We start from the raw sequence: 23,899 nt of genomic DNA on the forward strand, positions 1-23,899 counted from the left end.
AAGCGCGCGGATGAAGATGTCGCTCTGTCTCGACACGCGCGTCTGCGCCCGTTCCTCAAGAGCAAAGGCCGATTTGAGAGCCGCTTACCACTCTTTGTTCAGCTTATAATCGTGATGCGTGCCCGGAAAGGGCGATACCGCGACAGAGCTGCGCGACGACAATACTCTGACGCCACGAGTCCAGCCCGGCGGTCGACTGGTGCTCAACCGGCGACGGGCGGACGCGCTGCTTCTTTTGAGGCTGATCCGCCCGACGGCCGGCGCGAAGCCACACCCGACGGCAACCCCTTCGCTGGCAGGACAACATTCGGTTGACCTGCGGGCTCAGCAGGGTAGAAATCCTACCAGTCCGGGTATCCGCTATGCTGCGCCCGACTTCAACGACCCGGAACTGACGACCTCTGCGGAATCGTCGTCACGGTCGTCGGCCGGCATGTCTCAAATGTCGGTCTCATCCGCATGCGGGCTCTGTGACGGCCTGCTCGCGCTTCAGGAGGCTGAGCATCCCGGACGCAACGACTTCGCCCGCGCGTTCGCGCCCGGGTGCCCTGGTGCGCCTCGTCGCGGCCACCGTGCTGCTGCCGCTCGCGCTCCTGCTGCTTGGCCTGTGGGAGGTTCAGCGCGGCGCCGACGATCACGCCGCGTTCGAGGCCCAACGGCAGCGGCTGGCCGCTCTCGTGACGGAGATGGAGGCGCGGGCGCCGCGAGACGGGCGCTTCGATCCCCGCCTGCAATTCCGCTACGAGGGCCGGAACTACGCCGGACCGCTTGCCGTGGACAAAGCGCGCGAGGCCCGCGACGAGGCCGGATTCCTCGCCACGTTGATGGATTGGCGCCGCGTCCTGCCGCCGGTCGTCGTCGCGGGCGGGGCGGCGGCCGCCGCGCTCTCGCTTCTCGTGCTGCTCGCCGGTGCGGTCCTCGGGCGCCTCGGCCGTGCGTCGCGCGATGCCCTGGTGCGTGGCTTCTCGCTGATGCGTCGGCTCCTGCCCGCGACGCTCTCGCTCCAGATCCTGGCTGCGACGGCGAGCTTCACCGCCGCCGTGACCTTCGAGGCGGCGGCCCTTCTCCAGGGCGGCTTCGACGGCGGTGCGCTGAAGCTCCTGGCGATCGCCGTCGTCGCGGTCGGCGCCGTGGTTGTCGTGGCCGGCAGCACGGTGCTCGGCTTGCGCCGGGCGCTCGGCGCCTTCGAGCCCGATCCGCTGCCGATCATCGGCCGGACGGTCACGCCCGCGGAGGCACCCGGCCTGTGGCGCCTCGTCGAGGGACTCGCCGCGCGGCTCGGAGCGCTGAAGCCCGAGGCGGTGGTGGTCGGGCTTACCGAGGGGTTCTTCGTCAGCGCCGGGCCGGCCATTCTGGAACCCGGCGGGGCGCGGGTCACCGGCCGCATCCTCTACCTGCCGCTGCCCTATCTCGCCCTGATGCGCGGCGACGAGGTGGCGGCGATCATCGGCCACGAACTCGCTCACTATGCCGGGGGCGACACCACCTACAGCCAGCGCTTCCTGCCGATCTATGCCGGCGTCGAGCGCTCCCTCGATGCGGTCGCCGAAGGCCACCAGGGCTCGCTCGGGCTGCTCGGGCCGTCGCTGCGCCTCGGCGTCTTCGTGATGGAGCGCTTCCACCTCGCCGTGCGCCACTGGAGCCGGACGCGCGAATTCGCGGCCGACGCGGCGGGGGCGGGCGCGACCTCGGTCGATGCCTCAGCGCGGGCCCTGCTGCGCACCGGCGCGGTGGGGCCGCGTATCGCCGAGACCCTTCATGCCGCGGCGAACGCGCCGGATGCGGCGCCGCCCGACCTCGTGGCCGCCGCCCTCGACCGCGCGATCCAGGCCGGGGTCGACGACCCGGCGGCGCATTGGCAGGAGGAGCAGGCCCACCCGACCGACACCCACCCGCCCACCCGCGAGCGCGTTGCCGCCCTCGGGCGCAGCATCGACGCGGATCTCCTGTCCGCGGCCGGTGCCGTGCCGCCGCCCCACGCTCTCGGGCAGCTCGCCGCCTATTTCGCCGACCCGGCCGGGCTCAGCCGAACCGCGACCGACGACTTCCTCGGCGCGCTGCGGGCGCAGGACGCGGCCTACCGCGCCCATCTCGAGGCGACGGCGGCGGAGGTCGGCACCGAGGAGCGGGTGCTGCGCGCGAATTACCGTCCGCGCGGGATCGCGCTGACGGTGGGCGGCAGCCTCTTCGCCGTCATCGCGCTCGCGATCGCCGTGTTCGGCGTGCCGGGAATTTCGCCGAAGGACAACGGCGTCGTCCTCGCGACGGCCCTCGGCCTCGGTGCGCTCCTGGGCGGAGCCGGCGCGCTCATCCTGCGCCGGGGCGAACCCGTGACGCTGACCCTCAGCCCCGAGGGGCTGAAGGCGCCGGGGCTCGACCGGACGATTTCGTGGGATTCCATCGCCGACCTCGACATGACGTTCAACCAGACCGGCATCCTCACGCGCCTGCTGCTGCCGCCCGAGGCGGACTGGCCGCAGCGTCTGCCCGGCCGACACGGGACCAAGCTCGACCCGAAGCGCCGCATCATCACACTCGCGATCGGCCTGCCGCGCGGGATGAAGCCGCAGGACTTCGCCGACCTGATCGGCCGCTACCAGATGGCGGCGCAGGCTCGGCGCCTCCTCGCCGAGAGCGCACGGACATCACCTTCCGAACCACAGCCAGCCTGAGGCCGCATGACCGCATCTCCCGAGCGCGCTCACCCCGTCGAGAGGGCCGAGCCCCTGCGCCTGCCGCCCCAACGCCACGGCTGGATGGCGACCTTCTGGGTCCTGTTCGGCGTCGTGGCGCTCGGGGCCATGCTCGCGGCCTGCGCCATCTACACGGCGCCGGCCCTGATCTCGGACTGGCAGGTCCGCGAGACGGCCGTGCCGGTGGCGGAAGCCCGGATCAGCGACGGCAAATGCAGCTCCAAGATCGCGATCCACATCTGCGACCTGACCCTGACCCTGCGCCGGCCCACCGGCACCGTCACGCGCCGGGTGAACTACGTGTTCGCCGGCCTGCACGTCGGCGATTTCAGCGCCGGGCCGATGGCCGATCCGGCGCGCCCGGATCTCATCACCACCGATCTCGGCCTCGAGCGGCTGTGGAACCGTACGATCACCCTCGTGGTGATCATGGGCGCACTTGCGGCAGCCATCTTCGGGGCGCTCCTCTCGCTGGTGCGTAACCGGCGCGCTGCCTCCGGTGCGGCCGGGTGACGGACGATCCCGGCCGGATTAGTCCGCATGCGCGGCCGCATCGAGCGCCCGCCGCACCGCCGGATCGCGGCCGTATCGCTGCCGCAGCCGCGTCTCGTCCGCCTCGATGTCGTCGCAGCGCAATCTCTTGACGGCGGCGGCGATCTGCCGACCGCGGGCCGCATCGTAGGCGTCCTCTCCGGACCAGTGGTTGCACTCCCTCCGCCGGTCCAGATAGGCGACGATGTCGGCGGGCAGGCTCTTCCGGGCCTCGGGCGAGATCGCCGGTTCGGCTCGTACCGAGGCTGGCAGGTTCGCGAGGGTCAGCCCTGCGAAGAGCACGGCGGCGGTCCACGATCGGAGCATCGTCCCATTCATCCAGCGAGGGTTGCGCCTCCGCTTAGCAGGGATTCGACGTGAGACTCAGACGCGCCCAGCCGCTTCCCGCCCGCACCACTCTCGCCGCTGTTCTCGTCGCGTCGTTCGCCGCGGCCCCGGCCGTCGCCGAAGGCTGGAACGCGGCGCGCTTCGATCCGCCGGTGAAGGTCGAGACGGCCACGGATGCGGAGGGCCGACAGATCACCTGTACCCGCTATCCCGATCTCGTCGTCCGCGAGAGCGACACCGACACCCCCGAGCCCGGGGATGCGGCGCTCATTCCGATCCGTGGCGGTCCGCCCGTGGACTGTCGCGCCGCCCCCGGCGTCAACGCGCGCAGGCTGGAAACCGGCGCCCAGCGCTTCATCGGGCGGGCGGACGAGTTCCTCGTGTTCGAGGATGCGAGCACCAACGGCACGATGCCCTTCGCGGTGATCGATGCCGGGACCGGCCGCAGGCTGTTCACCGACACGACGACCTACGACGGCATCGACCGCTTCGCGGCCGAGGGTCCGACGCTGCGGCTCGGCTTCCGCCGCGGTGTGCAGGGCGCCTGCTCGATCCCGCAAGAGGGTGCGGCCTGCTGGGCGCGGATCGTGCGCGAGGAAAAGATCCCGGCCCCCGTCACTACCCTGCCGGTGCCGGCCAAGGCCTGCGCGCAGGCCTACCGGGCCGGGAAGGCCCCCAAGTATACCCCGAGTATCGTCTCCTTCCCGGTGCGGCTCGTCTGGAGCGGCAGCCTCGCCGTCGAGGCCGACGGTCCGGTGCGATGCCTGCCGACGCCGTGACGGCGCCCCCGCCCTTCACCCCCCGCGCCCGCGATGCGGGCCGCCCATCGAGGAGAAACCGCCGCATGATCTCACGCCGCAACGCTCTCGCCGCCGCCGCGACCCTGCTCTGCGCCTCCGCAGCCTGGGCCGAACCGACGATCGGGCTCGCCGAGCGCCGGGCCATCGCCGCCTATCGCGAGAGCCGCTACCCGGCGCAGGAGAAGGCGATCCAGGAGGCCGCCGGCTTTCCCGTGCCGGTCGAGGTGGCGTGGGACCAGATCACCCTGCCGGGCGACGCGAAATACTATTCGGACGAAGGCTATTTCGAGAAGACGATCTTCGAGCCGATCGCCGCCGGTCTGAAGGAGGTCGGCAAGGACAAGATGGGCCGCGATGCGCTGCAGGCGAAGCTCAAGTCGATTCGAATCCGCTTCGACGAGAAGACGGCGCCGGCCTCGAATTACCCGAACGGCCTGAAGTTCGACGGCGGCGTCCTCGACGTGAACTGGCGACCGTTCTCGAACGTCGCCGATTTCAAGGATCGGGTAGAGGCGGTGGTGAAGGTGCTGGAGAAGAACCTGTGACGCTGAAGGCTGCGCCCGCCTTGTGCGGCGCGGCGGCCGGGCCGGCTCTTCGTTCGGGCGCCTACGGCTTGCGCGGCAACGCCGAGGCCATCTCGACCTGTCACCGCGTGAACTGAGGCCCGCTATGGACGACCGCCTGCGACAGCGCTTCGACGATCTTTGGGCACGGACGGCCGGAGCGGCCAGCGCGGAGGCGGCGTGGCGGGCGCTCGATGCCGGGTATGGCGAGACTGCGCGCCACTATCACGGCTGGCGTCACATCGCGGACCTGCTTGAACGGCACGACGCGGCGCGGACCCTGCCGGACTTCGCTGAACTGGATCACGATGCCATCGACCTCGCGGTCGTCTTCCACGATGTGGTCTACGACACGGCCCGCACCGACAACGAAGCGCGCAGCGCCGACCTGCTGCGCATCCAGGCCGGGCCGCAAGCGGAATTGGGCCCGATCCGGGCAGCGGAGGCGATGATCCGGGCCACTGCCGCGCACGCGCCGAGTGCCGATCCGGCGACGCGACTGATGCTGGATCTCGACCTTGCGGTGCTGGGTGCCGCCCGCCCGGACTACGAAGCCTATGCCGCGGCGATCCGATGCGAGTATGCCGCAGTTCCCGACGCGGCGTGGTGCATCGGCCGGGCAGCCGTGCTCGACCGCTTTCTCGCCCGACCGCGCCTCTACCAGACCGACCCCTTCCGCGATCGCCTCGAGACGTCGGCCCGCGCCAACCTCGCCGCCGAGCTGCACGCGCTTCGCGGCGACCGGCCGTCAGTTGGATGATCCCCGCTGAAGCGGTGGACGGCCGGGCGCCCGGCCGCCATCCCCGGCGGAAACGACGCGAGACCCCATGGACGCCCCACCGACTCCCACGCTGCACGCCCTTCGCCGCGGCGACCTCGCCGGGGCCAGGGTGCTGCGGCTTGCCGGAGAAGCGAGCGAATTCCCGCCCGAGATCTTCGGCCTTGCCGAAACCCTGGAGGTGCTCGATCTCAGCGGCGGCGGCCTCACGAAACTCCCCGACGACATCGGCCGGCTCAAGCGGCTGCGCGTCCTGTTCGGCTCGGGCAACCGCTTCGAGCGGCTCCCGCCCGCTCTCGGGGATTGCCCGGCCCTGAGCCAGATCGGCTTTCGCGCCACCGGCTTGCGCGAAGTGCCGGCCGAGGCGCTGCCGCCGGCCCTGCGCTGGCTCACCTTGACCGACAACCGGATCGAGCACCTGCCCGACGCGATCGGCAAACGCCCGCACCTGCAGAAGCTGATGCTGGCGGGAAATCGCCTGCGGACCCTGCCAGCCTCGCTCGAAGGCGCACCGAACCTCGAATTGCTGCGCCTCTCCGCCAATCGCTTCGAGGCCTTGCCCGCCTGGCTCACAGGCCTGCCGCGCCTCGCCTGGATCGCCTGGGCCGGCAATCCCCTCGACGGCGCGGCCACGCCGTCGCCTGTGCCGGGCGTACCGTGGGGCGCGCTCGATCTCGGCCCGCGCCTCGGCGAGGGTGCCTCGGGACGAATTCACCGGGCGTCGTGGCGGACCGCCGGCGGGGTGCAAGCCGTCGCGGTCAAGCTGTTCAAGGGCCGGATGACCAGCGACGGGCTGCCCGAGCGCGAGATGGACGCCTGCCTCGCCGCCGGCCGGCATCCCCATCTCACCGGCGCCCTCGGCCGAATCGAGGGGCATCCGGAGGGCGAGCAGGGGCTGCTGATGCCGCTGATCCCGGAGAGCTGGCAGGTCCTGGCCGGGCCGCCGAGCCTGGAGAGCTGCAGCCGGGACGTCTACGCGCCCGGTCTCGCCCTGCCGTCGGTGACGGCGCTCCGGATCGCGGCCGGAATCGCCCGAGCGGCGGCCCATCTGCACGGCCGGGGCGTGCTGCACGGCGATCTCTACGCGCACAACACCCTCTGGGATGGATGCGCGGGCGAGGCGGTTCTGAGCGATTTCGGCGCCGCCTCCCGGCTGCCGCACGGCGAGGCCGGCCTTCCCTGGCAGCGCGTCGAGAGCCGCGCCTGGGGCCTGCTGCTCGGCGAACTGCTCGACCGCTGCGCGGAGGAACCCTTGGACATCGCCGCGCTGCGGGCGCTGGAGCGGGCCTGCTGCCAGGCTGATATGCGTGCGCGGCCCACGATGACGGAGGTCGTGGAGACACTTTCCGCGCTTCTGTCGCCGGATCGTCACGCTCCTGCGTGATCCATGACGCACTCAGACGCATTGTGTCTGTCCCGAACGATGCGGCAAGATGCACGCGTATCGCCGCCACAACCTTCACGAGGAGCAGGACGAAACCGCATGAGCGACCCGCGCGAGATCGAGCTGAAGCTGGAATGTGAGCCCTCCGACCTCGCCACCCTGCAGGATCATCCGCTCCTGCGGGATGCGGCGGAGCAGGGGGAAGCGGAGCTCGCTTCCGTGTACTTCGACACGTCCGACCGGCTTTTGCTCGCGGCCAAGCTCGGCCTGCGGGTGCGCGAGAGCGGTGGCCGCTTCGTCCAGACCCTGAAGGCCGAAGGTGACGGGCTGTTCGACCGGCCGGAATGGGAGCATCCGGTGGAGCGCTCCGAACCCGACCGGGCGGCGCTGGCCGACACGCCGTTCGCGCGCCACGTCGCGGCCGACGCCGCGCTGGAGCCGCTCTTCATCACGCGCGTGACCCGGCGGACCTATCTCGTCGAGCAGGGCGGGTCGCGCATCGAGGTCGCCCTCGACACCGGCCGGATCGAGGCGCCGGCCGCGGGCGACCGCATCGTGCCGATCTGCGAAGTCGAACTCGAACTCAAGGACGGGACGGCGAGCGATCTGTTCGCCCTCGCCCAGGCCATCGCCAATCTCGTGCCGGTCCGCATCGGCGTGCGCAGCAAGGCCGAGCGCGGCTACGCCCTGGCCACGGGCAAGCTCGACAAGGTGCGCAAGGCCGAGCCCGTGCCGCTGCGCGAGGACATGACCGCGGCCGACGCCTTCCGTTCCGTAGCGCATGCTTGCCTGCGCCAGATGCGGATCAACGAGGACATCCTGCTCAGGGGCCGCGACGCCGACGCCCTGCACCAGATGCGCGTCGCAATCCGGCGCCTGCGCTCGGCCTTCTCCCTGTTCGGCGACCTCGTGGACGATCCCCTCGGCGTGCGCATCCGGACCGAGTTGAAGGAGGTCACCGAACCGCTCGGCCGGGCGCGCAACCTCGACGTCTTCCTCGCCACGATCCTGCCGGCCGAGCGCGAGCGGCATCCCGACGAGACCGGACTGCTCGGCCTGGAGCGGCAGCTCGAGGACGAGCGCGCCAAGGCCTATCGCGACATCGCCGCTTTGCTCGAGTCGGACGCGTGGCGGATGCTGCTGCTCGACCTCGTCGGCTGGATCAATGCCGGGCCCTGGCTGCGGGAGAAGAGACCCGGCCGCACCGCCCTACGCGAGGAGCCGGCCCGCGTCTTCGCCGCCCGCGAACTCGACCGGCGGCGGCGCCAGGTGAAGCGGCGCGGGCGCCACCTCGACGACCTCGAGCCCGAGGAGCGTCACCGGGTGCGCATCGCCGCCAAGAAGCTGCGCTACGGGGCCGAGTTCTTCGCCGCGCTCTTTCCGGGCAAGAAGGCCGCCAAGCGCCACTCCGCCTTCGGCAAGGCGCTCTCGGATCTGCAGGATCATCTCGGCGCGCTCAACGACATCGCCACCGGCCACGAGCTGATGCGTGATCTCACCGACGAGCCCGCCGGCGCCTCGACCCTGTTCGCCGCCGGGATGACCGCGGCCGATATCGAGGCGCGCTCCCGCATGCTGCTGGAGGCCGCGGCCGAGGCGCATGAAGAGCTCGTCGACACCAAGCCGTTCTGGCGCTGAGGCGAAGCCGGCCACGAACGGAGCCGGGCGCGACGCGAACCCGGCTCCCCTGTCAATGGCGCGAACCGGGTTTCCACTCCGCTCAGGTTGCAGCCTCGACCTGCGCGAAACCTGATTGCCCGCAATCAAGCTCTGCCGTAACGGAGTCGGGCCCAAGGGGCGGAACGTTTCCGCTGCCAAAGTTTTTCGCGGTAATGCGTTTCGAGGTCGAGCGTAAATTCCTCGTCGCCGACGATGGTTGGCAGGGCGGCGTCACCACGCGCCGCCGCCTCACGGATGGTCTGATCGGACAGTTCGCGACGGGGAACAAGGTGCGGGTGCGGCTCGACGAGGGCCGCGCTTGGCTGACTGTCAAGGGGGAGCGCGTCGGCCTCGGTCGACCCGAATTCGAGTACGAGATCCCGCGCGCCGACGCGGAATCGATGATGAGCCTCGTCTGCGAGACCTGCTTTATCGAGAAGACGCGCCACTGCGTGCCCTATGCCGGCTTGGTCTGGGAAGTCGATGTCTACGGCGGGACCCTGACCGGATTGATCCTGGCCGAGGTGGAGCTTGAGCACGAGGGGCAGGCCTTCGAACGCCCGCCCTGGCTCGGAACGGAGGTAACGGGGGATCCGCGCTTCCGCCAATCGGCCCTGCTGCGCCGCTTCAGTGACGAGGGGCGCCGTGTGACCCCGGAGCAGGTGCTCGCCCTGCCGCTGTGATGCGATTTCCGGCTGATTGCTTCGATCTCTCCTCCGTCATCGCGAGGCGAAGTCGTGGCGATCCAGGGCGCGACCATGCCGGCGATGTCGCGCCCTGGATCACTTCGGCTTCACCTCGCGATGAAGGAGGAGATGAGGCAGACTCGAGGGGATCAACCGGAGACCGCCTCACACGATCAATGCAGCGCTCTGCTGATCGATGAGATCGACGCCTTGGAGAACGACGAGGGTCTGGAAGTTGTCCGCGCCGCCATCGCTGTCGAAACGGATTTCCGTCGATCCATCGACAAGGGCGAGCGACAGCCATCCGTCGCCGAAGGAGTCGGCCGAGGCGCCGACTTTGGTGAGCAATCCCGATAAGTCCAGCTTGTCCTTCGACGCGACCGAGAAGTCGGTGATGGTGTCGGCGCTCATCATGTCCAGTTGCACGAGATCGCCGTAGACGAAGCGATCCGCGCCCGCACCGCCGGTCATCACGTTCTGGTAGGCTCCGCTCTCCAGGGTGTCGCGTCCCTCGCCACCATCGAGAATGTTATGCCCTCGGCTGGTGAGGACGTCGTTGCCGGTTCCTCCGTAGAACTGGCTCGATACGTAGCGATCGTAGCCGCCGGTGAGGTGATCGTTGCCCTCGCCGCCATCGACCACGGCACGCCCGACATTGACGGAAATGGCGTCGTTACCGGCATCGCCATAGACGTAGGTGGTGGATTTGGCGGAGCCGATCGCGATCGTATCGTTGCCGTTGCCGCCGTGGATCGTGCCCAGAGCACTTCCAATCCGGATGCTGTCGTTGCCATCGTCGCCCGACAGCGTGCCGCTGGACATCGTGTTGATGTCGAACGTGTCGCGCCCATCGCCCCCCTCCAGGTGGCTCGCCTGAAGGAAGTCGAAGGTGAAGCTGTCGCGACCGGCATCGCCGTGGAGGGTCAGTCGGAAGTTGTAGGACCCCGAACCCGTGAAGCTGTCATCGCCCGATCCGCCGAACGCTTCGGTCCTGTTCAAGGGAACTCCCGGCTGGGGTGGCAGCAGGACGAAATCGTCGTCGCCGCTCTCCCCGTAGAGGAGGTCGCCGCTGCCGCCGATCAGCGTATCGCGCCCGCTGCCGCCCCACAGGACATCGGCGCCATCGCCGCCGTCGATGCGATCATCGCCGGATCCTCCGTACAGGGTGTCACGCCCAGCCCCGCCGATCAGGCTGTCGTTGCCGCCACGCCCGTCAATGACGTCGTCATCATCCGTGCCCAGCAAGGTATCGGCCTGATTCGTTCCGTTGGCCGTCGGCATGGCTTGCGCTTTCAGTGCAGAGTTTCGAATTCGAGGATTCTACCGCTCAGCCCGAGCTCTCGCAGGCACGCTTCGGAGTTAGACTAATATCAAATCACGACTTTCGATATCGCCGAATCACAAGAACTCAGGCGGAAGCATATTTAGGCAAGTCCAATAATCGAAATCGAATCGCCCTTGCATCGAATGGATGTCCAAGTCTGCGCGACGTCAAGCACGAGTTCAAAGGGGCCTCGGATAGGCTCGCCGGCCACTCTGCCGGAGCTCAGGCGGGTCCTCGGTCTCGCCCGGATGTCACGGCAATGCACGATGCCCACCATGAGACGAACCTTCGCGCTCTTGTTCGCTGCCGACGACTTCGTCGTTGCCTCGCACCGCGCTATGAGGGTCATTGGAGACGTCGTTCAAACCAGGGAGCGGGGGCGGTGGGGCAGGCGGCGCGTCCGGGTTTTGGCCGCCGCTTCGGTCTGCCCTGGCTCGCCCGTCCGACCCTGCGGCAGCTTCGTCTCGGCAGCGGCCTCGTGCTGTTCGCCTACGTGCTCACGCATCTGCTCGTCCACGCCTTGGGCAACATCTCCCTCGGCGCATTGGAGACCGGGCTGACGGTGAAGGCCGCGCTCTGGCGCACGCCGCCCGCCCTCGTGCTCCTTTACGGCGCTCTTCTCACGCATCTCGCTCTGGGGCTCTACGCCTTCTACGAGCGGCGCTTCTACCGGGTACGGCCGGCCGAGACTGCGCAGCTCCTGCTCGGCCTCGCCGTGCCGCTGCTGCTTCTCAGCCACGTCGTCGGCACCCGTCTCGCCTGGAGCCTGGAGGAGCTCGACAGAGGTTATCCCCAGATTCTCTACGCCACCTGGGTCGCCGCGCCGGGCCAAGGCCTGCTGCAGGCGGCCGGCCTCGTCGTGGCGTGGCTGCACGGCTGCTTCGGCCTCTATTTCTGGCTCCGGCTCAAACGCGGATTTTTCCGCGCGGCGCCCTGGCTGCTCGCGGGCGCGGTGCTGGTGCCGACCCTGGCGCTCCTCGGTGTGGTCCAGGGCGGGCGCAACGTGGCGTTGCTCGCCGCCGATCCCGCGTGGCGCGCACAGGAACTCGGGCCGAACCATTTCGGCTTGAAGGCGCAGAGCGAGCGGCTGGGCGCGGTTCGCCGCGGCCTCTTCTCGGCCTACCTCGCGGCACTTGGGCTCGTCGTGCTGGCGCGCGGTGCCCGCACCTTGGCCGAGACGCGCGGCGGCTTCGTGCGCATCGGCTATCCCGACGGGCGCACCGTCCGCGTGCCGCGGGGCAGCAGCGTTCTCGAAGCGAGCCGGCGCGGCCGCATCCCGCATGCGAGCGTGTGCGGCGGGCGGGGCCGCTGTTCGACCTGCCGCATCCGCGTGGTCGATCCGGAGCGCCACCGCAACCTGCCGGAGCCGGAACGGACGGAGCGCCTCGTCTTGGAGCGCATCGGCGCCAGCCCCGGCATCCGGCTCGCCTGCCAGCTCCGGCCAACGGCCGACTTGATCGTCGCGCCGCTGTTCACGCCGCAGGCCCGCGTGACCGCCGTGCCCGACGCGGAGCGAGCCGCGACCGGCGAGGAGCGCTTCGTCGTCGTGCTGTTCGCCGATCTGCGCGGCTCGACCCGGTTCGCCGAGGAGCACCTGCCCTACGACACCGTCTTCGTCATCGGCCGCTTCCTCGGCGCAGTCGGCCGTGCGGTGCGCGAGGCGGGCGGATCGGTCAACCAGCATCTCGGCGACGGGCTGATGGCGATCTTCGGTCTCGATCGCGACCCGAAGCGCGCCGCCCGCGACGCCCTGCGGGCGGTCGATGGCATCGCGGCACACGTGGAACAGCTCAACCGCATGCTTGCCGCCGATCTCGGCGAGCGCCTGCGCTACGGCGTCGGCCTGCATGCCGGCTTGGCCATCGTCGGCGAACTCGGGGACGAGACCGAATCCCGCTTCACGGTGCTCGGTGACACGGTCAATGTCGCCGCCCGGCTGGAGGGTCTGACCGGGCCGATGCGACAGATCGCGATCGTTTCGGAGGCCGTCTACGAGGCTGCTGGGCTGCCCGCCGGGCCGCTTCAGGAATTGACGCTGACGGGGCGGGCTCAGCCGCTGCGGGCGCGCCTGATCGGAGCCGACGCTCCGGCCGCGCTTCAGGACGGCTGATCCGGTCTCCGCTTGATCAAAGCGGGGATCGGATCGGCAAGCCCACGCGGCGCTTGAGCGACGGCCGAATCCGCCATCCCGAAGGGATCAACCGGATTTGGCATGACGGGTTCGGTGCTGATCACGCCGCGACCTCTTACTCCTCGAAAGCGAGGAGAGGGGGAGCCTGCGGATATGCGGAGAACGGGGTTCGGGCGCTCGCCGGGCAGGCAGTGCGGTCCGGTCGGAAGAGCGCTTGAACTGTGTTCGACCTCGCCTACAGCCGCGAGCCAAACCCGCGCGCGAAGGTTCAGACGGCGGCAGGCATTGCAACCAAGCACTGCACATCTTCGATCGACCGAAGCATGACTTCGTTTGCGACGCGAAATTCGCTGGAACGGTTCAGGTTCGGTCGCCGTTAGTCGCGCAGATTTGTCCGATACGGAGCATTTTCATGCGCAAATCCCTTCTCGCTGCTGCTGCCGTCCTGACGCTTGCCGGCGTCTCGGGCGCCTCCGCCCAGACCACCGTGATCGAGCGCGACGGCCCGGACCGGGTCGTGGTGGACCGCCCCGCCACCACCTCCTCGACCACCGTCGAGCGGCGCGACAGCACAACGACCGGCTGCTCCACCAAGTCGGTGACCAAAGAGAACGACATGGGCGACCGCAAGACGGTCACCAAGGAAAGCTGCGACTAAGTCGATCGAACCCTCGATCCTGAAAAAGAAGAACCCGCCGCGGGTGACCGCGGCGGGTTCTTCTTTGTGGACGATCCGGCTCAGGCGTGCGCGAGCACGGCGAGCAGGAGCAGCGCGATGATGTTGGTGATCTTGATCGCCGGGTTCACGGCCGGTCCGGCTGTATCCTTGTAGGGATCGCCGACGGTGTCGCCGGTCACGGCCGCCTTGTGCGCGTCCGAGCCCTTGCCGCCGTGATGCCCGTCCTCGATGTACTTCTTGGCGTTGTCCCAGGCGCCGCCGCCCGAGGTCATCGAGATCGCGACGTAGAGGCCCGTGAGGATCACGCCCAGCAGCGAGGCGCCGACGGTGGCGAACGCCTGAGACTTGCCCGCGATCGGCTGGATCACAAAGAACAGCACGATCGGCGTCAGCACCGGCAGCAGCGAGGGGATGATCATCTCCTTGATCGCAGCGCGGGTCAGCATGTCGACGGCGCGGCCGTAATCGGGCCGGTCAGTGCCCTGCATGATGCCGGGTTTTTCCCGGAACTGCCGCCGCACCTCCTCCACCACCGCGCCGGCGGCGCGGCCCACCGCCGTCATGGCGATGCCGGCGAACAGGAACGGGATCAGGCCGCCGAGCAGAAGGCCGACCACGACGTAGGGATTGGAGAGCGAGAAATCGACGGAGACGCCTTGGAAGAAACGGTACTGCGTCGGGCTCGCATTGGCGATGAAGTAGTTCAGGTCCGAGGTATAGGCGGCGAACAGCACCAGGGCGCCGAGTCCGGCCGAACCGATGGCGTAGCCCTTGGTGACGGCCTTCGTGGTGTTGCCGACCGCATCGAGCGCGTCGGTCGCTTTGCGGACATCCGGGGGCAGACCCGCCATCTCGGCGATGCCGCCCGCGTTGTCGGTGACGGGGCCGAAGGCGTCGAGCGCCACGATGAAACCGGCCAGCGCCAGCATCGCCGTGACGGCGATGGCGATGCCGAACAAGCCGGCCAGCGCGTAGGTAGCGATGATGCCCGCCACGATGACGAGGGCCGGCAGCGCAGTCGATTCGAGCGAGATCGCCAGCCCCTGGATCACGTTGGTGCCGTGGCCGGTGACGGAGGCCGTGGCGATCGACTTCACCGGGCGGAAGTTCGTGCCGGTATAGTACTCGGTGATGACGACGATCAGCGCGGTGATGAGAAGGCCGAGCACCGCGCAGCCGAACAGCGCCCCCGAGGTGAAGGTCAGGCCGGTATTCGTCGTGAAGGTGGTCGAGAAGCCGCCGAACAGGGCGAGGTTGACGCCGGCGATGGCCACGATCGACAGCACGCCCGCCGCGATCAGACCCTTGTAGAGCGCCCCCATGATCGATTGGTTGGCCCCGAGCTTGACCGCGTAGGTGCCGATGATCGAGGTGACGATGCAGGCCGCGCCGATCGCCAGCGGATAGAGCATCATCGCCTCCAGCACGGCGGCGTTGCCCGCGAAGAAGATCGCGGCCAGCACCATGGTGGCGACCACCGTCACCGCGTAGGTCTCGAACAGGTCCGCGGCCATGCCGGCGCAGTCGCCGACATTGTCGCCGACATTGTCGGCGATGGTGGCGGGGTTGCGCGGATCGTCCTCGGGAATGCCGGCCTCGACCTTGCCGACGAGGTCGCCGCCGACATCGGCGCCTTTGGTGAAGATGCCGCCGCCGAGACGGGCGAAGATCGAGATCAGCGAGGCGCCGAAGCCGAGCGCCACCAGGGCGTCGATGACCTCGCGACTGCCCGGCGCCAATCCGGCGCCACGGGTGAGGAACAGGTAGTAGAGAGCCACGCCCAGCAGCGCGAGGCCCGCCACCAGCATGCCGGTGACCGCGCCGGACTTGAAGGCGACCTCCAAGCCGCCGCCGAGCGACTGCGTGGCCGCCTGCGCGGTGCGGACGTTGGCGCGCACCGAGACGTTCATGCCGATGAAGCCGGCCGCCCCCGAGAGAATGGCGCCGATCAGGAAGCCGATGGCGACCTTGATGCCGAGGAAGTAGGCCAGAAGGACGAAAAGGACGACGCCGACGATACCGATCGTGGCGTACTGGCGCCTCAGATAGGCCTGCGCCCCCTCGGCAATGGCGCCCGCGATCTCCTGCATGCGCTGCGTGCCCGCATCACTTCGCATCACGTCACGGATCGTCACAACACCGTAGGCAACGGCGCAGAGCCCGCCCACGATGATCAGCAAAAGTGCGGTCATGCGTGCGTCCTTGGATTTTGATTGTGATGTGCCGAGCTTGGCCGGGATGGCCGACGGACGTTGCTCGGTTTGAGGTGCCCTCCCTGGAGAACCTGAACTTGATTGCCAAACTTCGGCGTTAAGCGCAAATGCCTCGTGCCGTTGAGAACCTTCCTAAACGGCCAAGATGCAAGATAATGACAAGTTTTCGATTGCTGCACCGCAATTATTGCGGCGCAAGCCGGATTGGAACCGCGCGCCCGGCGAAGGTGGTCAGAAACGGCGAAGGGCGCAGGATTGACCTGCGCCCTTCAACGAAAGCGATGGATGTGGGCCGGGGTCTCAGCGCAGCGGTGGAGACTTGTAGGCGGGCGCCAGGACGTAGCCGTCCGAGGGCCGGCGCGGGCCCTGCGGTGTCGCGATCAGCATGTTGCCGTAGTAGTCGTTGCCGGTTGGGCCGAAACCGCCGCCGTTCATGACGGTCGGCACTGGCACGGCGCCGATGGCGCGCAGATCCTGGCCTTCGGTGCTGATCGGCGGGCCACGGAAGCGACCGCTGTCGGGATCGACCTGATGCACCACCGGCCCCCGCGCCTCGCCATAGGGGCGATCCTGCAGGTTCTGGGCATAGGCACCCTGGGCGGCGAGCCCGAGGAGGGAGGCGGCAAGGAGGAGGCGGGCACGGGCCACGGACTTGCTCCGTCGTTGGAGTCTCTGAGGCCGAGCGTTTGCCGCCCGGCATGAGAGCGTCTCGACACTGGAAATGGGCCGGCGCCGCTCGCAGCGCAGTCGGACCGGCTCGGGCTGGCGTCTCGAAGCTGCGATCAAACCCCGGGACGTGACAAGGAAAGGTTGACGAAGACGGTTGACGATCGGACGTGGCCTCAGCCCTTCGATTGCAGGACGGTCCGCGGCTCACGCAGCACGGGCGTGCAATCAGACTTGTAGGCGTTCAGCGGCAGCGGCGTCGAGCTGCAGGAATAGGCCTCTTCCGGGGAAGGGGCGGGCACGGGGTCGCGCGCCACAATCGGATGGGGCGCGCAGGCGCCCGTTGCGGCGCCGGCGAGCGCCAGGGCGGCGAAGAGCTTCAGGCGGCGCATGCGGGTCCTCGAAACACGTCGGTCCGCCGGGACGGCCCGGCGGCGGAACGGGAGAAGACCCTGCGGACACCGAGGTGCACTGACAAGCTTCTCCCCCCCGATGGGAGGGCGAACGGGGCCGATTGCCCGGCCCTGTCGCCCCGCCGCAACAACGTTCGTGGGGCAGCCGCCCGGATCAGACCGCCTTCTGCATCGGCACCACGTTGTGGAGCGTACGGTCGGCGTTGTCGAAGAAGCGGCGGACGTTGCGCGCCGCCTGCCGGATGCGCTGCTCGTTCTCGACCAGCGCGATGCGGACGTAATCGTCGCCGTGCTCGCCGAAGCCGATCCCCGGCGCCACTGCGACGTCGGACTTCTCCAGAAGCAGCTTGGAGAATTCCAGGCTGCCGAGCTCCCGGAATTTTTCCGGAATCGGCACCCAGGCGAACATCGAGGCCTCGGGCGTCGGCAGCTTCCAGCCGGCCTTGCCGAAGGATTCGATCAGAGCGTCACGGCGCTTCTTGTAGGTCGCCCGCATCTCCTTGATGCAGTCGTCCGGCCCGTTGAGCGCGGCGGTGGCCGCGACCTGGATCGGCGTGAAGGCGCCATAGTCGAGGTAGGATTTGACCCGCGTCAGCGCCGCGAGCAGCCGCTCGTTGCCGACCGCGAAGCCCATGCGCCAGCCCGCCATCGAGAAGGTCTTCGACAGCGAGGTGAACTCCACCGTGCAGTCCATGGCGCCCGGCACCTGCAGCACCGAGGGCGGCGGGTTGTTCTCGTCGAAATAGACCTCGGCATAGGCCAGATCCGAGAGCAGGATCAGTTCGTGCTTCTTCGCGAAGGCGACGAGGTCGCGGTAGAAATCGAGGCTCGCGACATAGGCCGTCGGGTTCGAGGGGTAGCAGACCACGAGCGCCACGGGCTTCGGAATGGAGTGGACGACCGCCTTCTCGAGCGCCGGGAACATGGCCGGGGTCGGCTCGGCCGGCACGGAGCGGATCACGCCGCCCGCCATCAGGAAGCCGAAGGCGTGGATCGGGTAGCTCGGATTGGGCACCAGCACCACGTCGCCCGGCGCGGTGATCGCCTGGGCCATGTTGGCGAAGCCCTCCTTCGAGCCCAGCGTCGCCACCACCTGCGTGTCGGGGTTGAGGCTCACGCCGAAGCGGCGCTGGTAGTAGCCGGCTTGGGCCCGGCGCAGGCCGGCGATGCCCTTGGAGGCGGAGTAGCGGTCGGTGCGCGGCTTGCCGGCGGTCTCGACGAGCTTCTCGATGACGTGGCGCGGGGCGTCGAGGTCGGGGTTGCCCATGCCGAGATCGATGATGTCGGCGCCACGGGCTCGGGCGGCGGCCTTGATCCGGTTCACCTGCTCGAAGACGTAAGGGGGAAGGCGCTTGATGCGGTGGAAATCGGTCATGGCGTCGGTCTGTCCGGTGTCGCGAACCCTCCTCCCGCGGGGAATCGTCGGCGGTGAGGAGTCGGTCTGTCTAACATCGACGCGCCCGCGCGCCGATACGAAATCTCAATGCTGGTATCGCAAAACCCGATCCAGTGGGCCGAGCGGCCCCCTCATTGCACCGGGTTGGGCGTCAGCCCCTTGGCGGCGTCCTTGGCCGCCCCTTCCGCCGCGCGCCCCTTGGCCGCGTTGCGATTGCGCGCGCCTTCGAGTTCCGCCTGCAGCGCGCTCTGGCCCGCCGCGTTGAGGGCGCGGATGTCCCGCCGCGGGGCCGATTCACCCACCGGCAGGTAGGTCGCGTCGCTCTTGCGGGACTGGGCCACGAAGTCGGGTGCCTCCACCGGCTTGATGCCGGAGCCCGCGCCGACCATGGCCGCCTTGAGCGGATTCACGTCGCTCGCACAGCCGCCGGCCGCGGCCAGGGCGACCAGGACGGCAGAGGCCGGCAGGGCCAGGGCAACGGCGCGGGCGGCACGGCGCACGATCATGACAACGGTCTGGAAATGGAGCCTGGGGCGGGCGACATCTGCTGGGTGGGGCGTTAATTTGTCGGAAACGAGGCTCGGGCCGCCCGGAGAGGCGGAATGCGGGCGGACCCTGGGAGGACGTGTCGCGTGGCCACGGAGCGGACGAGCCCGGCAGTGCCGGATTTCGAGACCATCGCGCGCAACGCGAATCAACTTGCGGAGGCATTCCGGCAATCGGCGGCGGCCTCGCTCAAGCCGTTCGACCCGGCGGGGCAGGGGACCGGTCTGCCGACCGCCAAACTCCAGGGCTCCGACGAGATCGACGAGATGACCCGCACGCTCACGCGGGTCGCCGAGACATGGCTGAAGGATCCCGAGAAGGCGCTCCAGGCCCAGACCAAGCTCACACACTCCTTCGCCGCGCTGTGGGCCTCGACCCTGACCCGGATGCACGGCGCCCCCGCCGCGCCGATCGTCGAGCCCGAGGCCAAGGACAAGCGCTTCGCCCACACCGATTGGAGCGCCAACCCGGTCTTCGACCTGATCAAACAGAGCTACCTCATTCTCGGCCGCTGGGCGGAGGAGATGGTCGAGACGGCCGACGGCATCGATGAGCACACCCGCCACAAGGCCGAGTTCTACCTGCGCCAGCTCCTCTCGGCCTACTCGCCCTCGAACTTCGTGATGACGAACCCCGAGCTTCTGCGCCAGACGCTGGAGGAGGGCGGCGCCAACCTGATGCGCGGCATGAAGATGCTGCAGGAGGATCTGGAGGCCGGCGGCGGCCAGCTCCGGGTGCGCCAGACGGACCTGACCGCCTTCACCTTCGGCCGGGACGTGGCCGTGACCCCCGGCGAAGTCATCTTCCGCAACGATCTGATGGAGCTGATCCAGTACGCGCCCGCGACCGAGACGGTTCTGAAGCGCCCGCTGCTGATCGTGCCGCCCTGGATCAACAAGTACTACATCCTCGATCTCAACCCGAAGAAAAGCCTCATCGGCTGGATGGTCTCTCAGGGAATCACGGTGTTCGTGATCTCCTGGGTCAATCCGGACGAGCGCCACCGCGACAAGGATTTCGAGTCCTACATGCGCGAAGGCATCGAGACCGCCATCGACATGATCGGCGTCGCCACCGGCGAGACCGACGTCGCGGCGGCGGGCTACTGCGTCGGCGGCACCCTGCTTGCCGTGACGCTGGCCTACCAGGCGGCCACCGGCAACCGGCGCATCAAGAGCGCGACCTTCCTCACCACGCAGGTCGACTTCACCCATGCGGGCGACCTCAAGGTCTTCGCCGACGAGGGGCAGATCCGGGCGATCGAGGAGCGGATGGCCGAGCGCGGCTATTTGGAGGGCGCGCGCATGGCCAACGCCTTCAACATGCTCAGGCCCAACGACCTGATCTGGTCCTACGTCGTCAACAACTATGTGCGCGGCAAGCCGCCGGCGGCCTTCGACCTGCTCTACTGGAACGCCGACGCCACCCGGATGCCGGCGGCCAACCACTCGTTCTACCTGCGCAATTGCTACCTCAACAACACGCTCTCCAAGGGGAAGATGGTGCTCGGCAACGTGCGCCTCGACCTGAAAAAGGTGAAGGTGCCCGTGTTCAACCTCGCCACCCGCGAGGATCACATTGCCCCGGCGCTCTCCGTGTTCGAGGGATCGGCGAAGTTCGGCGGCAAGGTCGATTACGTGCTGGCGGGCTCGGGCCACATCGCCGGCGTCGTCGCCCCGCCCGGCCCCAAGGCGAAGTACGGCTTCCGCACCGGGGGTCCGGCCAGGGGCCGGTTCGAGGACTGGATCGAGAGCTCGACCGAGCATCCCGGCTCGTGGTGGCCCTACTGGTTCCAATGGCTGGAGGAGCAGGCGCCTGAGCGCGTGCCCGCGCGCATCCCCGGAACGGGGGCGCTGCCCTCGCTCGCACCAGCACCGGGCACCTATGTGCGCATGAAAGCCTGAGGAATCGACAGGAACCGTGCATCCACCGCATCGCTGTTGCGGACACGGGACCGTGATTTGCCTTATCTGATCCCGGGGCCGGCTTCCCGCCCCGGGAGGATGGACGCAGGGTGCAGCACGCCACCGAACTCATCTCGATCATCGCGCTCGGCCTGGTCTGCGCGTTCATCGGCGGCATGCTGGCTCAGCGGATTCGGCTGCCGCCCCTCGTCGGCTACCTCGTCGCCGGCATCGCCATCGGCCCGTTCACCCCCGGTTTCGTCGGCGATCCGGCGCTGGCGAGCCAGCTCGCCGAACTCGGCGTCATCCTGCTGATGTTCGGTGTCGGCCTGCATTTCTCCATCGGCGACCTTCTCGCGGTGCGTACCATCGCCCTGCCCGGCGCGATCGTGCAGATCGCGGTGGCGACCGCCATGGGCGCCGGCCTCGCCTGGGGCTTCGGCTGGGGCGCGGGGGCGGGTCTCGTCTTCGGGCTGGCACTCTCGGTGGCGAGCACCGTCGTGCTGCTGCGAGCCCTCGAAGGGCGCGGCCTGCTCGACACCGACAAAGGCCGCATCGCCGTCGGCTGGCTGATCGTCGAGGATCTCGCCATGGTGGTAGCCCTCGTGCTGCTGCCGGCGGTGGCCCCTGCGCTCGGCGGCGAGGCGGCAGGCTTGGTGGGTCATCACGCGGCGCCGGATCACGGCCTCTGGGTCACGCTGGGGCTGACGCTGGCCAAGGTCGGCGTGTTCATCGCGGTGATGCTGATCGGCGGACGCCGGGTCGTTCCCTATCTGCTCGGGCTCGCCGCCCGCACCGGCTCGCGGGAGCTGTTCACCCTGGCGGTGCTCGCGAGCGCGGTCGGCATCGCCTACGCCTCGTCCGAACTGTTCGGCGTGTCCTTCGCGCTCGGCGCCTTCTTCGCGGGCATGGTGCTCGCCGAATCCGATCTCAGCCATCAGGCGGCAGCCGATTCCCTGCCGTTGCAGGACGCTTTCGCGGTCCTGTTCTTCGTCTCGGTCGGGATGCTGTTCGATCCGGGCATCGTCCTGCGCGAGCCCCTCGCGATCCTTGGCGTCGTCGGCGTCATCGTGTTGGGCAAGTCGCTCGCGGCCATCGCCATCGTGCTCGCCTTCGGCCACCCAGTCGGAACGGCGCTCACCATCGCGGCCAGCCTCGCGCAGATCGGAGAATTCTCGTTCATCCTCGCCGGCCTCGGCATCTCGCTGAAGCTACTGCCGGCGGAGGGGCGCGATCTGATCCTCGGCGGCGCGCTCCTCTCGATCACCCTCAACCCGCTGTTCTTCGGGCTGGCCGACCGGGTGTCGCGCTGGCTCGGCGAGCGGCCCGACCTGCGCCGCCGCTTCGAGCGCAGCGCCGCGGCGCCGCTGCCGGTGCGGGCGGCCTCCGCGTTGAACGGCCATGCCGTGATCATCGGCTACGGCCGGGTCGGCAGTGCCATCGGCAAGGCGCTGCAGGACTGGAACCTGCCCTTCGTCGTGGTGGAGCGCGACCGGCGCCGGGTCGAGGAGTTGCGGGCGCAGGGCGTGCCGGCGGTGTTCGGCGACGCCACCGCGCCGGGCATCCTGGACGCCGCCGATATCGGCTCCGCCCGCCTCGTCGTGGTTGCGACCCCCGACCCGCATCAGGCGCGGCGGCTGCTCGCCAAGGCGCGCGCCGCCAATCCCGGCATCGACAGCGTGGTGCGCACCCACAGCGACAGCGAGCGCCGCCGGCTGGAGGAGGACGGCGTCGGCCTCGTCCTGATGGCCGAGCGGGAACTGGCGCTCGGCATGATGACCTACGCGCTGCGCAGCCTCGGCGTGCGTGAGGGCGAGGCGCGGCTGTTCGTGGATTCGAGCCGCTCGGAGAGCCAGGAAACGCCGCTCGCCGAGCCCGATCAACCGGTGCCGGAACTGCGCCAGCGTCGGGACGAGCCGGAATAGGGCAGGCCCGTCTTCAGAGACTGTCGAGGCGGGTGATGAACACCGCGAGCTCACTCTGGCGACGGATCGCGAGCTTGCCGTAGACGGCCTTGAGCTGGCTGCGCACCGTGCTCTCGCCGACCGTGAGCTGCTCGGCCACCTCCCGCGGCGCGGCACCGCGGCCGACCAGGGCCGCGACCCGTGCCTCGGCCCGGGTGAGGCCGAGTTGCTCCAGCAGCGGCTCGATCGGGCGCGTGGTCGGCGCGAGCAGATCGCGCAGGAGCAGGATCACGCCGCCGCCGAGCCCGGTGCCGGCCTCCGGAAGCGGGTCACCGCCGCGCAGGGGAAGCGCCTCGACGTAGAGCGGACGCCCGCCGCCCCGGCGACGCAGCAGGAGCCTCTCTTGAAGCGGCCATGCCTGCTCCGGCAGAACGTCGCTGAGGAACCGATCGAAGCGGGCTCCTTCGCCCGGCTCCGCGGCCGCGGGGACGGCCCCGGTGCGCAGGGCGAGATACCCGACCGCCAAGCGCTCCCCCGCTGGGCTGACGAGCCGAACCCGGCCGCGGGCGTCGAGTACGACGGTCCCTGCCCGCATCCCCTCCAGGGCGGAAGCCAGCCCCTGCACCTCCCGGCGCAGGTCGCCGACGAGCGCCGTGAGCCGGAAGGCGCGGATGACGTGCGGGCCGACGAGCCCCAGCCGTTCGATCTCGGCGCCCTCGAACGGCCCCTTGCGCAGATCGCGCGGCGCGCTGAACGACAGGGTGTGGCGGTCCATCGGGTCGGCGCCGACATAGGCGCAGAGATTGCCGAGACGGTGCCGGTCGATGAAATGCTGGAAGAACGGATCGGTCCGCTTCTCGTCGGCCGTGATGTACATCTCATCGACCGTGACCGTGCCCGGTCGCATGAGGCCGCGCTCCCGGCCGAGGCGGATGCGCGAGTCGTGCTGCCACCAGCCACCGACACCGTAATCGAGGTTCACGTCGGCGATCCGCTCGGAGGCCAGCGTCTGCGCCGTGCGTGCCGGATCGTGCGAGACGATCACCGCGCCGCGGGCCCCGACCGCATCGGCGATCCCGTCGAGTGCGCCCGACCACCGCTCACGATCGAGTGCGGCCGCGTAGCACGCGTCGATCAGGGCAAGAGGATCGAAACCCGATATCGCCGACACGCTGGCACCTGCCGATCGGCTTGTGCCGCGAGCGAATCGGCACCGGCTCAGTCAAGGGTTCAGAGACGGACCCGACCAAGCATTTCGAACCTGATCGGATTCGTTTCCAA

20 protein-coding genes are annotated in these 23,899 nt (G+C 69.2%); 12 read left to right on the plus strand and 8 right to left on the minus strand.

Annotated features, from left to right (window positions below):
• Positions 1 to 572: 572 nt before the first annotated feature.
• Both LPC10_RS15295 and LPC10_RS15300 read left to right on the plus strand, forming a co-directional pair.
• Positions 573 to 2,672 carry a M48 family metalloprotease gene (locus LPC10_RS15295; RefSeq protein WP_231347062.1) on the plus strand — a complete coding sequence of 700 codons (2,100 nt, stop codon included), beginning with the start codon at positions 573 to 575 and terminating at the stop codon, positions 2,670 to 2,672.
• A gap of 6 nt (positions 2,673 to 2,678) precedes the next feature.
• On the plus strand, positions 2,679 to 3,206 hold the full coding sequence (locus tag LPC10_RS15300; protein WP_108940930.1) for a hypothetical protein: 528 nt from the start codon (positions 2,679 to 2,681) through the stop codon (positions 3,204 to 3,206).
• Positions 3,207 to 3,224: 18 nt separating this feature from the next.
• Here the strand turns inward: LPC10_RS15300 and LPC10_RS15305 are convergent, their stop codons facing one another.
• Positions 3,225 to 3,551, minus strand: coding sequence for a hypothetical protein (locus LPC10_RS15305; RefSeq protein WP_231343019.1), 327 nt, complete (start codon positions 3,549 to 3,551; stop codon positions 3,225 to 3,227).
• A 50-nt stretch (positions 3,552 to 3,601) separates the two neighbouring features.
• Here LPC10_RS15305 and LPC10_RS15310 point away from each other — a divergent pair, with 50 nt between their 5' ends.
• From LPC10_RS15310 to LPC10_RS15335, 6 genes are all read left to right on the plus strand, one after another.
• Positions 3,602 to 4,351 (plus strand): hypothetical protein, encoded by a 750-nt coding sequence (locus LPC10_RS15310; protein ID WP_231343022.1) that lies wholly within the window; start codon positions 3,602 to 3,604, stop codon positions 4,349 to 4,351.
• Positions 4,352 to 4,416: 65 nt separating this feature from the next.
• Positions 4,417 to 4,917 (plus strand): hypothetical protein, encoded by a 501-nt coding sequence (locus LPC10_RS15315; RefSeq protein ID WP_231343023.1) that lies wholly within the window; start codon positions 4,417 to 4,419, stop codon positions 4,915 to 4,917.
• Positions 4,918 to 5,041: 124 nt separating this feature from the next.
• The gene (locus LPC10_RS15320) at positions 5,042 to 5,695 is read left to right on the plus strand and encodes a hypothetical protein (RefSeq protein WP_231343025.1); all 654 of its coding nucleotides are present in this window, start codon (positions 5,042 to 5,044) and stop codon (positions 5,693 to 5,695) included.
• 67 nt (positions 5,696 to 5,762) lie between these two features.
• On the plus strand, positions 5,763 to 7,097 hold the full coding sequence (locus LPC10_RS15325) for a leucine-rich repeat-containing protein kinase family protein (RefSeq protein ID WP_231343027.1): 1,335 nt from the start codon (positions 5,763 to 5,765) through the stop codon (positions 7,095 to 7,097).
• 99 nt (positions 7,098 to 7,196) lie between these two features.
• Positions 7,197 to 8,735: a CYTH and CHAD domain-containing protein gene (locus tag LPC10_RS15330; protein WP_231343029.1), complete on the plus strand. Its 1,539-nt coding sequence runs from the start codon at positions 7,197 to 7,199 to the stop codon at positions 8,733 to 8,735.
• A gap of 194 nt (positions 8,736 to 8,929) precedes the next feature.
• Positions 8,930 to 9,439 (plus strand): CYTH domain-containing protein, encoded by a 510-nt coding sequence (locus LPC10_RS15335; protein ID WP_231343031.1) that lies wholly within the window; start codon positions 8,930 to 8,932, stop codon positions 9,437 to 9,439.
• Positions 9,440 to 9,607: 168 nt separating this feature from the next.
• Here the strand turns inward: LPC10_RS15335 and LPC10_RS25590 are convergent, their stop codons facing one another.
• Positions 9,608 to 10,723: a calcium-binding protein gene (locus LPC10_RS25590; RefSeq protein WP_305080608.1), complete on the minus strand. Its 1,116-nt coding sequence runs from the start codon at positions 10,721 to 10,723 to the stop codon at positions 9,608 to 9,610.
• Positions 10,724 to 11,148: 425 nt separating this feature from the next.
• Here LPC10_RS25590 and LPC10_RS15350 point away from each other — a divergent pair, with 425 nt between their 5' ends.
• A complete protein-coding gene (locus tag LPC10_RS15350) occupies positions 11,149 to 12,876 on the plus strand; it encodes an adenylate/guanylate cyclase domain-containing protein (RefSeq protein WP_231343033.1) in 1,728 nt (575 codons plus the stop codon).
• A gap of 433 nt (positions 12,877 to 13,309) precedes the next feature.
• Positions 13,310 to 13,555, plus strand: a complete 246-nt coding sequence (locus LPC10_RS15355) for a hypothetical protein (RefSeq protein WP_231343037.1) — start codon at positions 13,310 to 13,312, stop codon at positions 13,553 to 13,555.
• Between the two features lie 80 nt (positions 13,556 to 13,635).
• Here the strand turns inward: LPC10_RS15355 and LPC10_RS15360 are convergent, their stop codons facing one another.
• The 5 genes from LPC10_RS15360 to LPC10_RS15380 all read right to left on the minus strand — a co-directional run bounded on the left by LPC10_RS15360 (position 13,636) and on the right by LPC10_RS15380 (position 18,770).
• A complete protein-coding gene (locus LPC10_RS15360; protein ID WP_231343038.1) occupies positions 13,636 to 15,768 on the minus strand; it encodes a sodium-translocating pyrophosphatase in 2,133 nt (710 codons plus the stop codon).
• Between the two features lie 321 nt (positions 15,769 to 16,089).
• On the minus strand, positions 16,090 to 16,437 hold the full coding sequence (locus tag LPC10_RS15365) for a hypothetical protein (RefSeq protein WP_231343040.1): 348 nt from the start codon (positions 16,435 to 16,437) through the stop codon (positions 16,090 to 16,092).
• 194 nt (positions 16,438 to 16,631) lie between these two features.
• Positions 16,632 to 16,847 (minus strand): hypothetical protein, encoded by a 216-nt coding sequence (locus LPC10_RS15370; protein ID WP_108940943.1) that lies wholly within the window; start codon positions 16,845 to 16,847, stop codon positions 16,632 to 16,634.
• Positions 16,848 to 17,022: 175 nt separating this feature from the next.
• Positions 17,023 to 18,243 carry an LL-diaminopimelate aminotransferase gene (locus tag LPC10_RS15375; protein WP_231343041.1) on the minus strand — a complete coding sequence of 407 codons (1,221 nt, stop codon included), beginning with the start codon at positions 18,241 to 18,243 and terminating at the stop codon, positions 17,023 to 17,025.
• A 152-nt stretch (positions 18,244 to 18,395) separates the two neighbouring features.
• The gene (locus LPC10_RS15380; protein WP_231343043.1) at positions 18,396 to 18,770 is read right to left on the minus strand and encodes a hypothetical protein; all 375 of its coding nucleotides are present in this window, start codon (positions 18,768 to 18,770) and stop codon (positions 18,396 to 18,398) included.
• Between the two features lie 126 nt (positions 18,771 to 18,896).
• Here LPC10_RS15380 and LPC10_RS15385 point away from each other — a divergent pair, with 126 nt between their 5' ends.
• Positions 18,897 to 20,714, plus strand: coding sequence for an alpha/beta hydrolase (locus LPC10_RS15385; RefSeq protein WP_231343046.1), 1,818 nt, complete (start codon positions 18,897 to 18,899; stop codon positions 20,712 to 20,714).
• A 110-nt stretch (positions 20,715 to 20,824) separates the two neighbouring features.
• Positions 20,825 to 22,639, plus strand: coding sequence for a YbaL family putative K(+) efflux transporter (ybaL, locus tag LPC10_RS15390; RefSeq protein WP_231343048.1), 1,815 nt, complete (start codon positions 20,825 to 20,827; stop codon positions 22,637 to 22,639).
• A 13-nt stretch (positions 22,640 to 22,652) separates the two neighbouring features.
• On the opposite strand, the gene LPC10_RS15395 is transcribed toward ybaL, so the two are convergent.
• Complete coding sequence (locus tag LPC10_RS15395) at positions 22,653 to 23,780, minus strand: LuxR C-terminal-related transcriptional regulator (RefSeq protein ID WP_370644730.1); 1,128 nt, start codon at positions 23,778 to 23,780, stop codon at positions 22,653 to 22,655.
• Positions 23,781 to 23,899: the final 119 nt, after the last annotated feature.

The organism is Methylorubrum sp. B1-46 (assembly GCF_021117295.1).
GTDB lineage: Bacteria > Pseudomonadota > Alphaproteobacteria > Rhizobiales > Beijerinckiaceae > Methylobacterium.

Bases quoted from the DNA above. Each gene is read 5' to 3' on its own strand.
- LPC10_RS15300 (WP_108940930.1), top strand. From the start codon at position 2,679: ATGACCGCATCTCCCGAGCGCGCTCACCCCGTCGAGAGGGCCGAGCCC.
- LPC10_RS15305 (WP_231343019.1), bottom strand. From the start codon at position 3,551: ATGCTCCGATCGTGGACCGCCGCCGTGCTCTTCGCAGGGCTGACCCTC.
- LPC10_RS15315 (WP_231343023.1), top strand. From the start codon at position 4,417: ATGATCTCACGCCGCAACGCTCTCGCCGCCGCCGCGACCCTGCTCTGC.
- LPC10_RS15320 (WP_231343025.1), top strand. From the start codon at position 5,042: ATGGACGACCGCCTGCGACAGCGCTTCGACGATCTTTGGGCACGGACG.
- LPC10_RS15325 (WP_231343027.1), top strand. From the start codon at position 5,763: ATGGACGCCCCACCGACTCCCACGCTGCACGCCCTTCGCCGCGGCGAC.
- LPC10_RS15330 (WP_231343029.1), top strand. From the start codon at position 7,197: ATGAGCGACCCGCGCGAGATCGAGCTGAAGCTGGAATGTGAGCCCTCC.
- LPC10_RS15335 (WP_231343031.1), top strand. From the start codon at position 8,930: ATGCGTTTCGAGGTCGAGCGTAAATTCCTCGTCGCCGACGATGGTTGG.
- LPC10_RS25590 (WP_305080608.1), bottom strand. From the start codon at position 10,723: ATGCCGACGGCCAACGGAACGAATCAGGCCGATACCTTGCTGGGCACG.
- LPC10_RS15355 (WP_231343037.1), top strand. From the start codon at position 13,310: ATGCGCAAATCCCTTCTCGCTGCTGCTGCCGTCCTGACGCTTGCCGGC.
- LPC10_RS15360 (WP_231343038.1), bottom strand. From the start codon at position 15,768: ATGACCGCACTTTTGCTGATCATCGTGGGCGGGCTCTGCGCCGTTGCC.
- LPC10_RS15370 (WP_108940943.1), bottom strand. From the start codon at position 16,847: ATGCGCCGCCTGAAGCTCTTCGCCGCCCTGGCGCTCGCCGGCGCCGCA.
- LPC10_RS15375 (WP_231343041.1), bottom strand. From the start codon at position 18,243: ATGACCGATTTCCACCGCATCAAGCGCCTTCCCCCTTACGTCTTCGAG.
- LPC10_RS15380 (WP_231343043.1), bottom strand. From the start codon at position 18,770: ATGATCGTGCGCCGTGCCGCCCGCGCCGTTGCCCTGGCCCTGCCGGCC.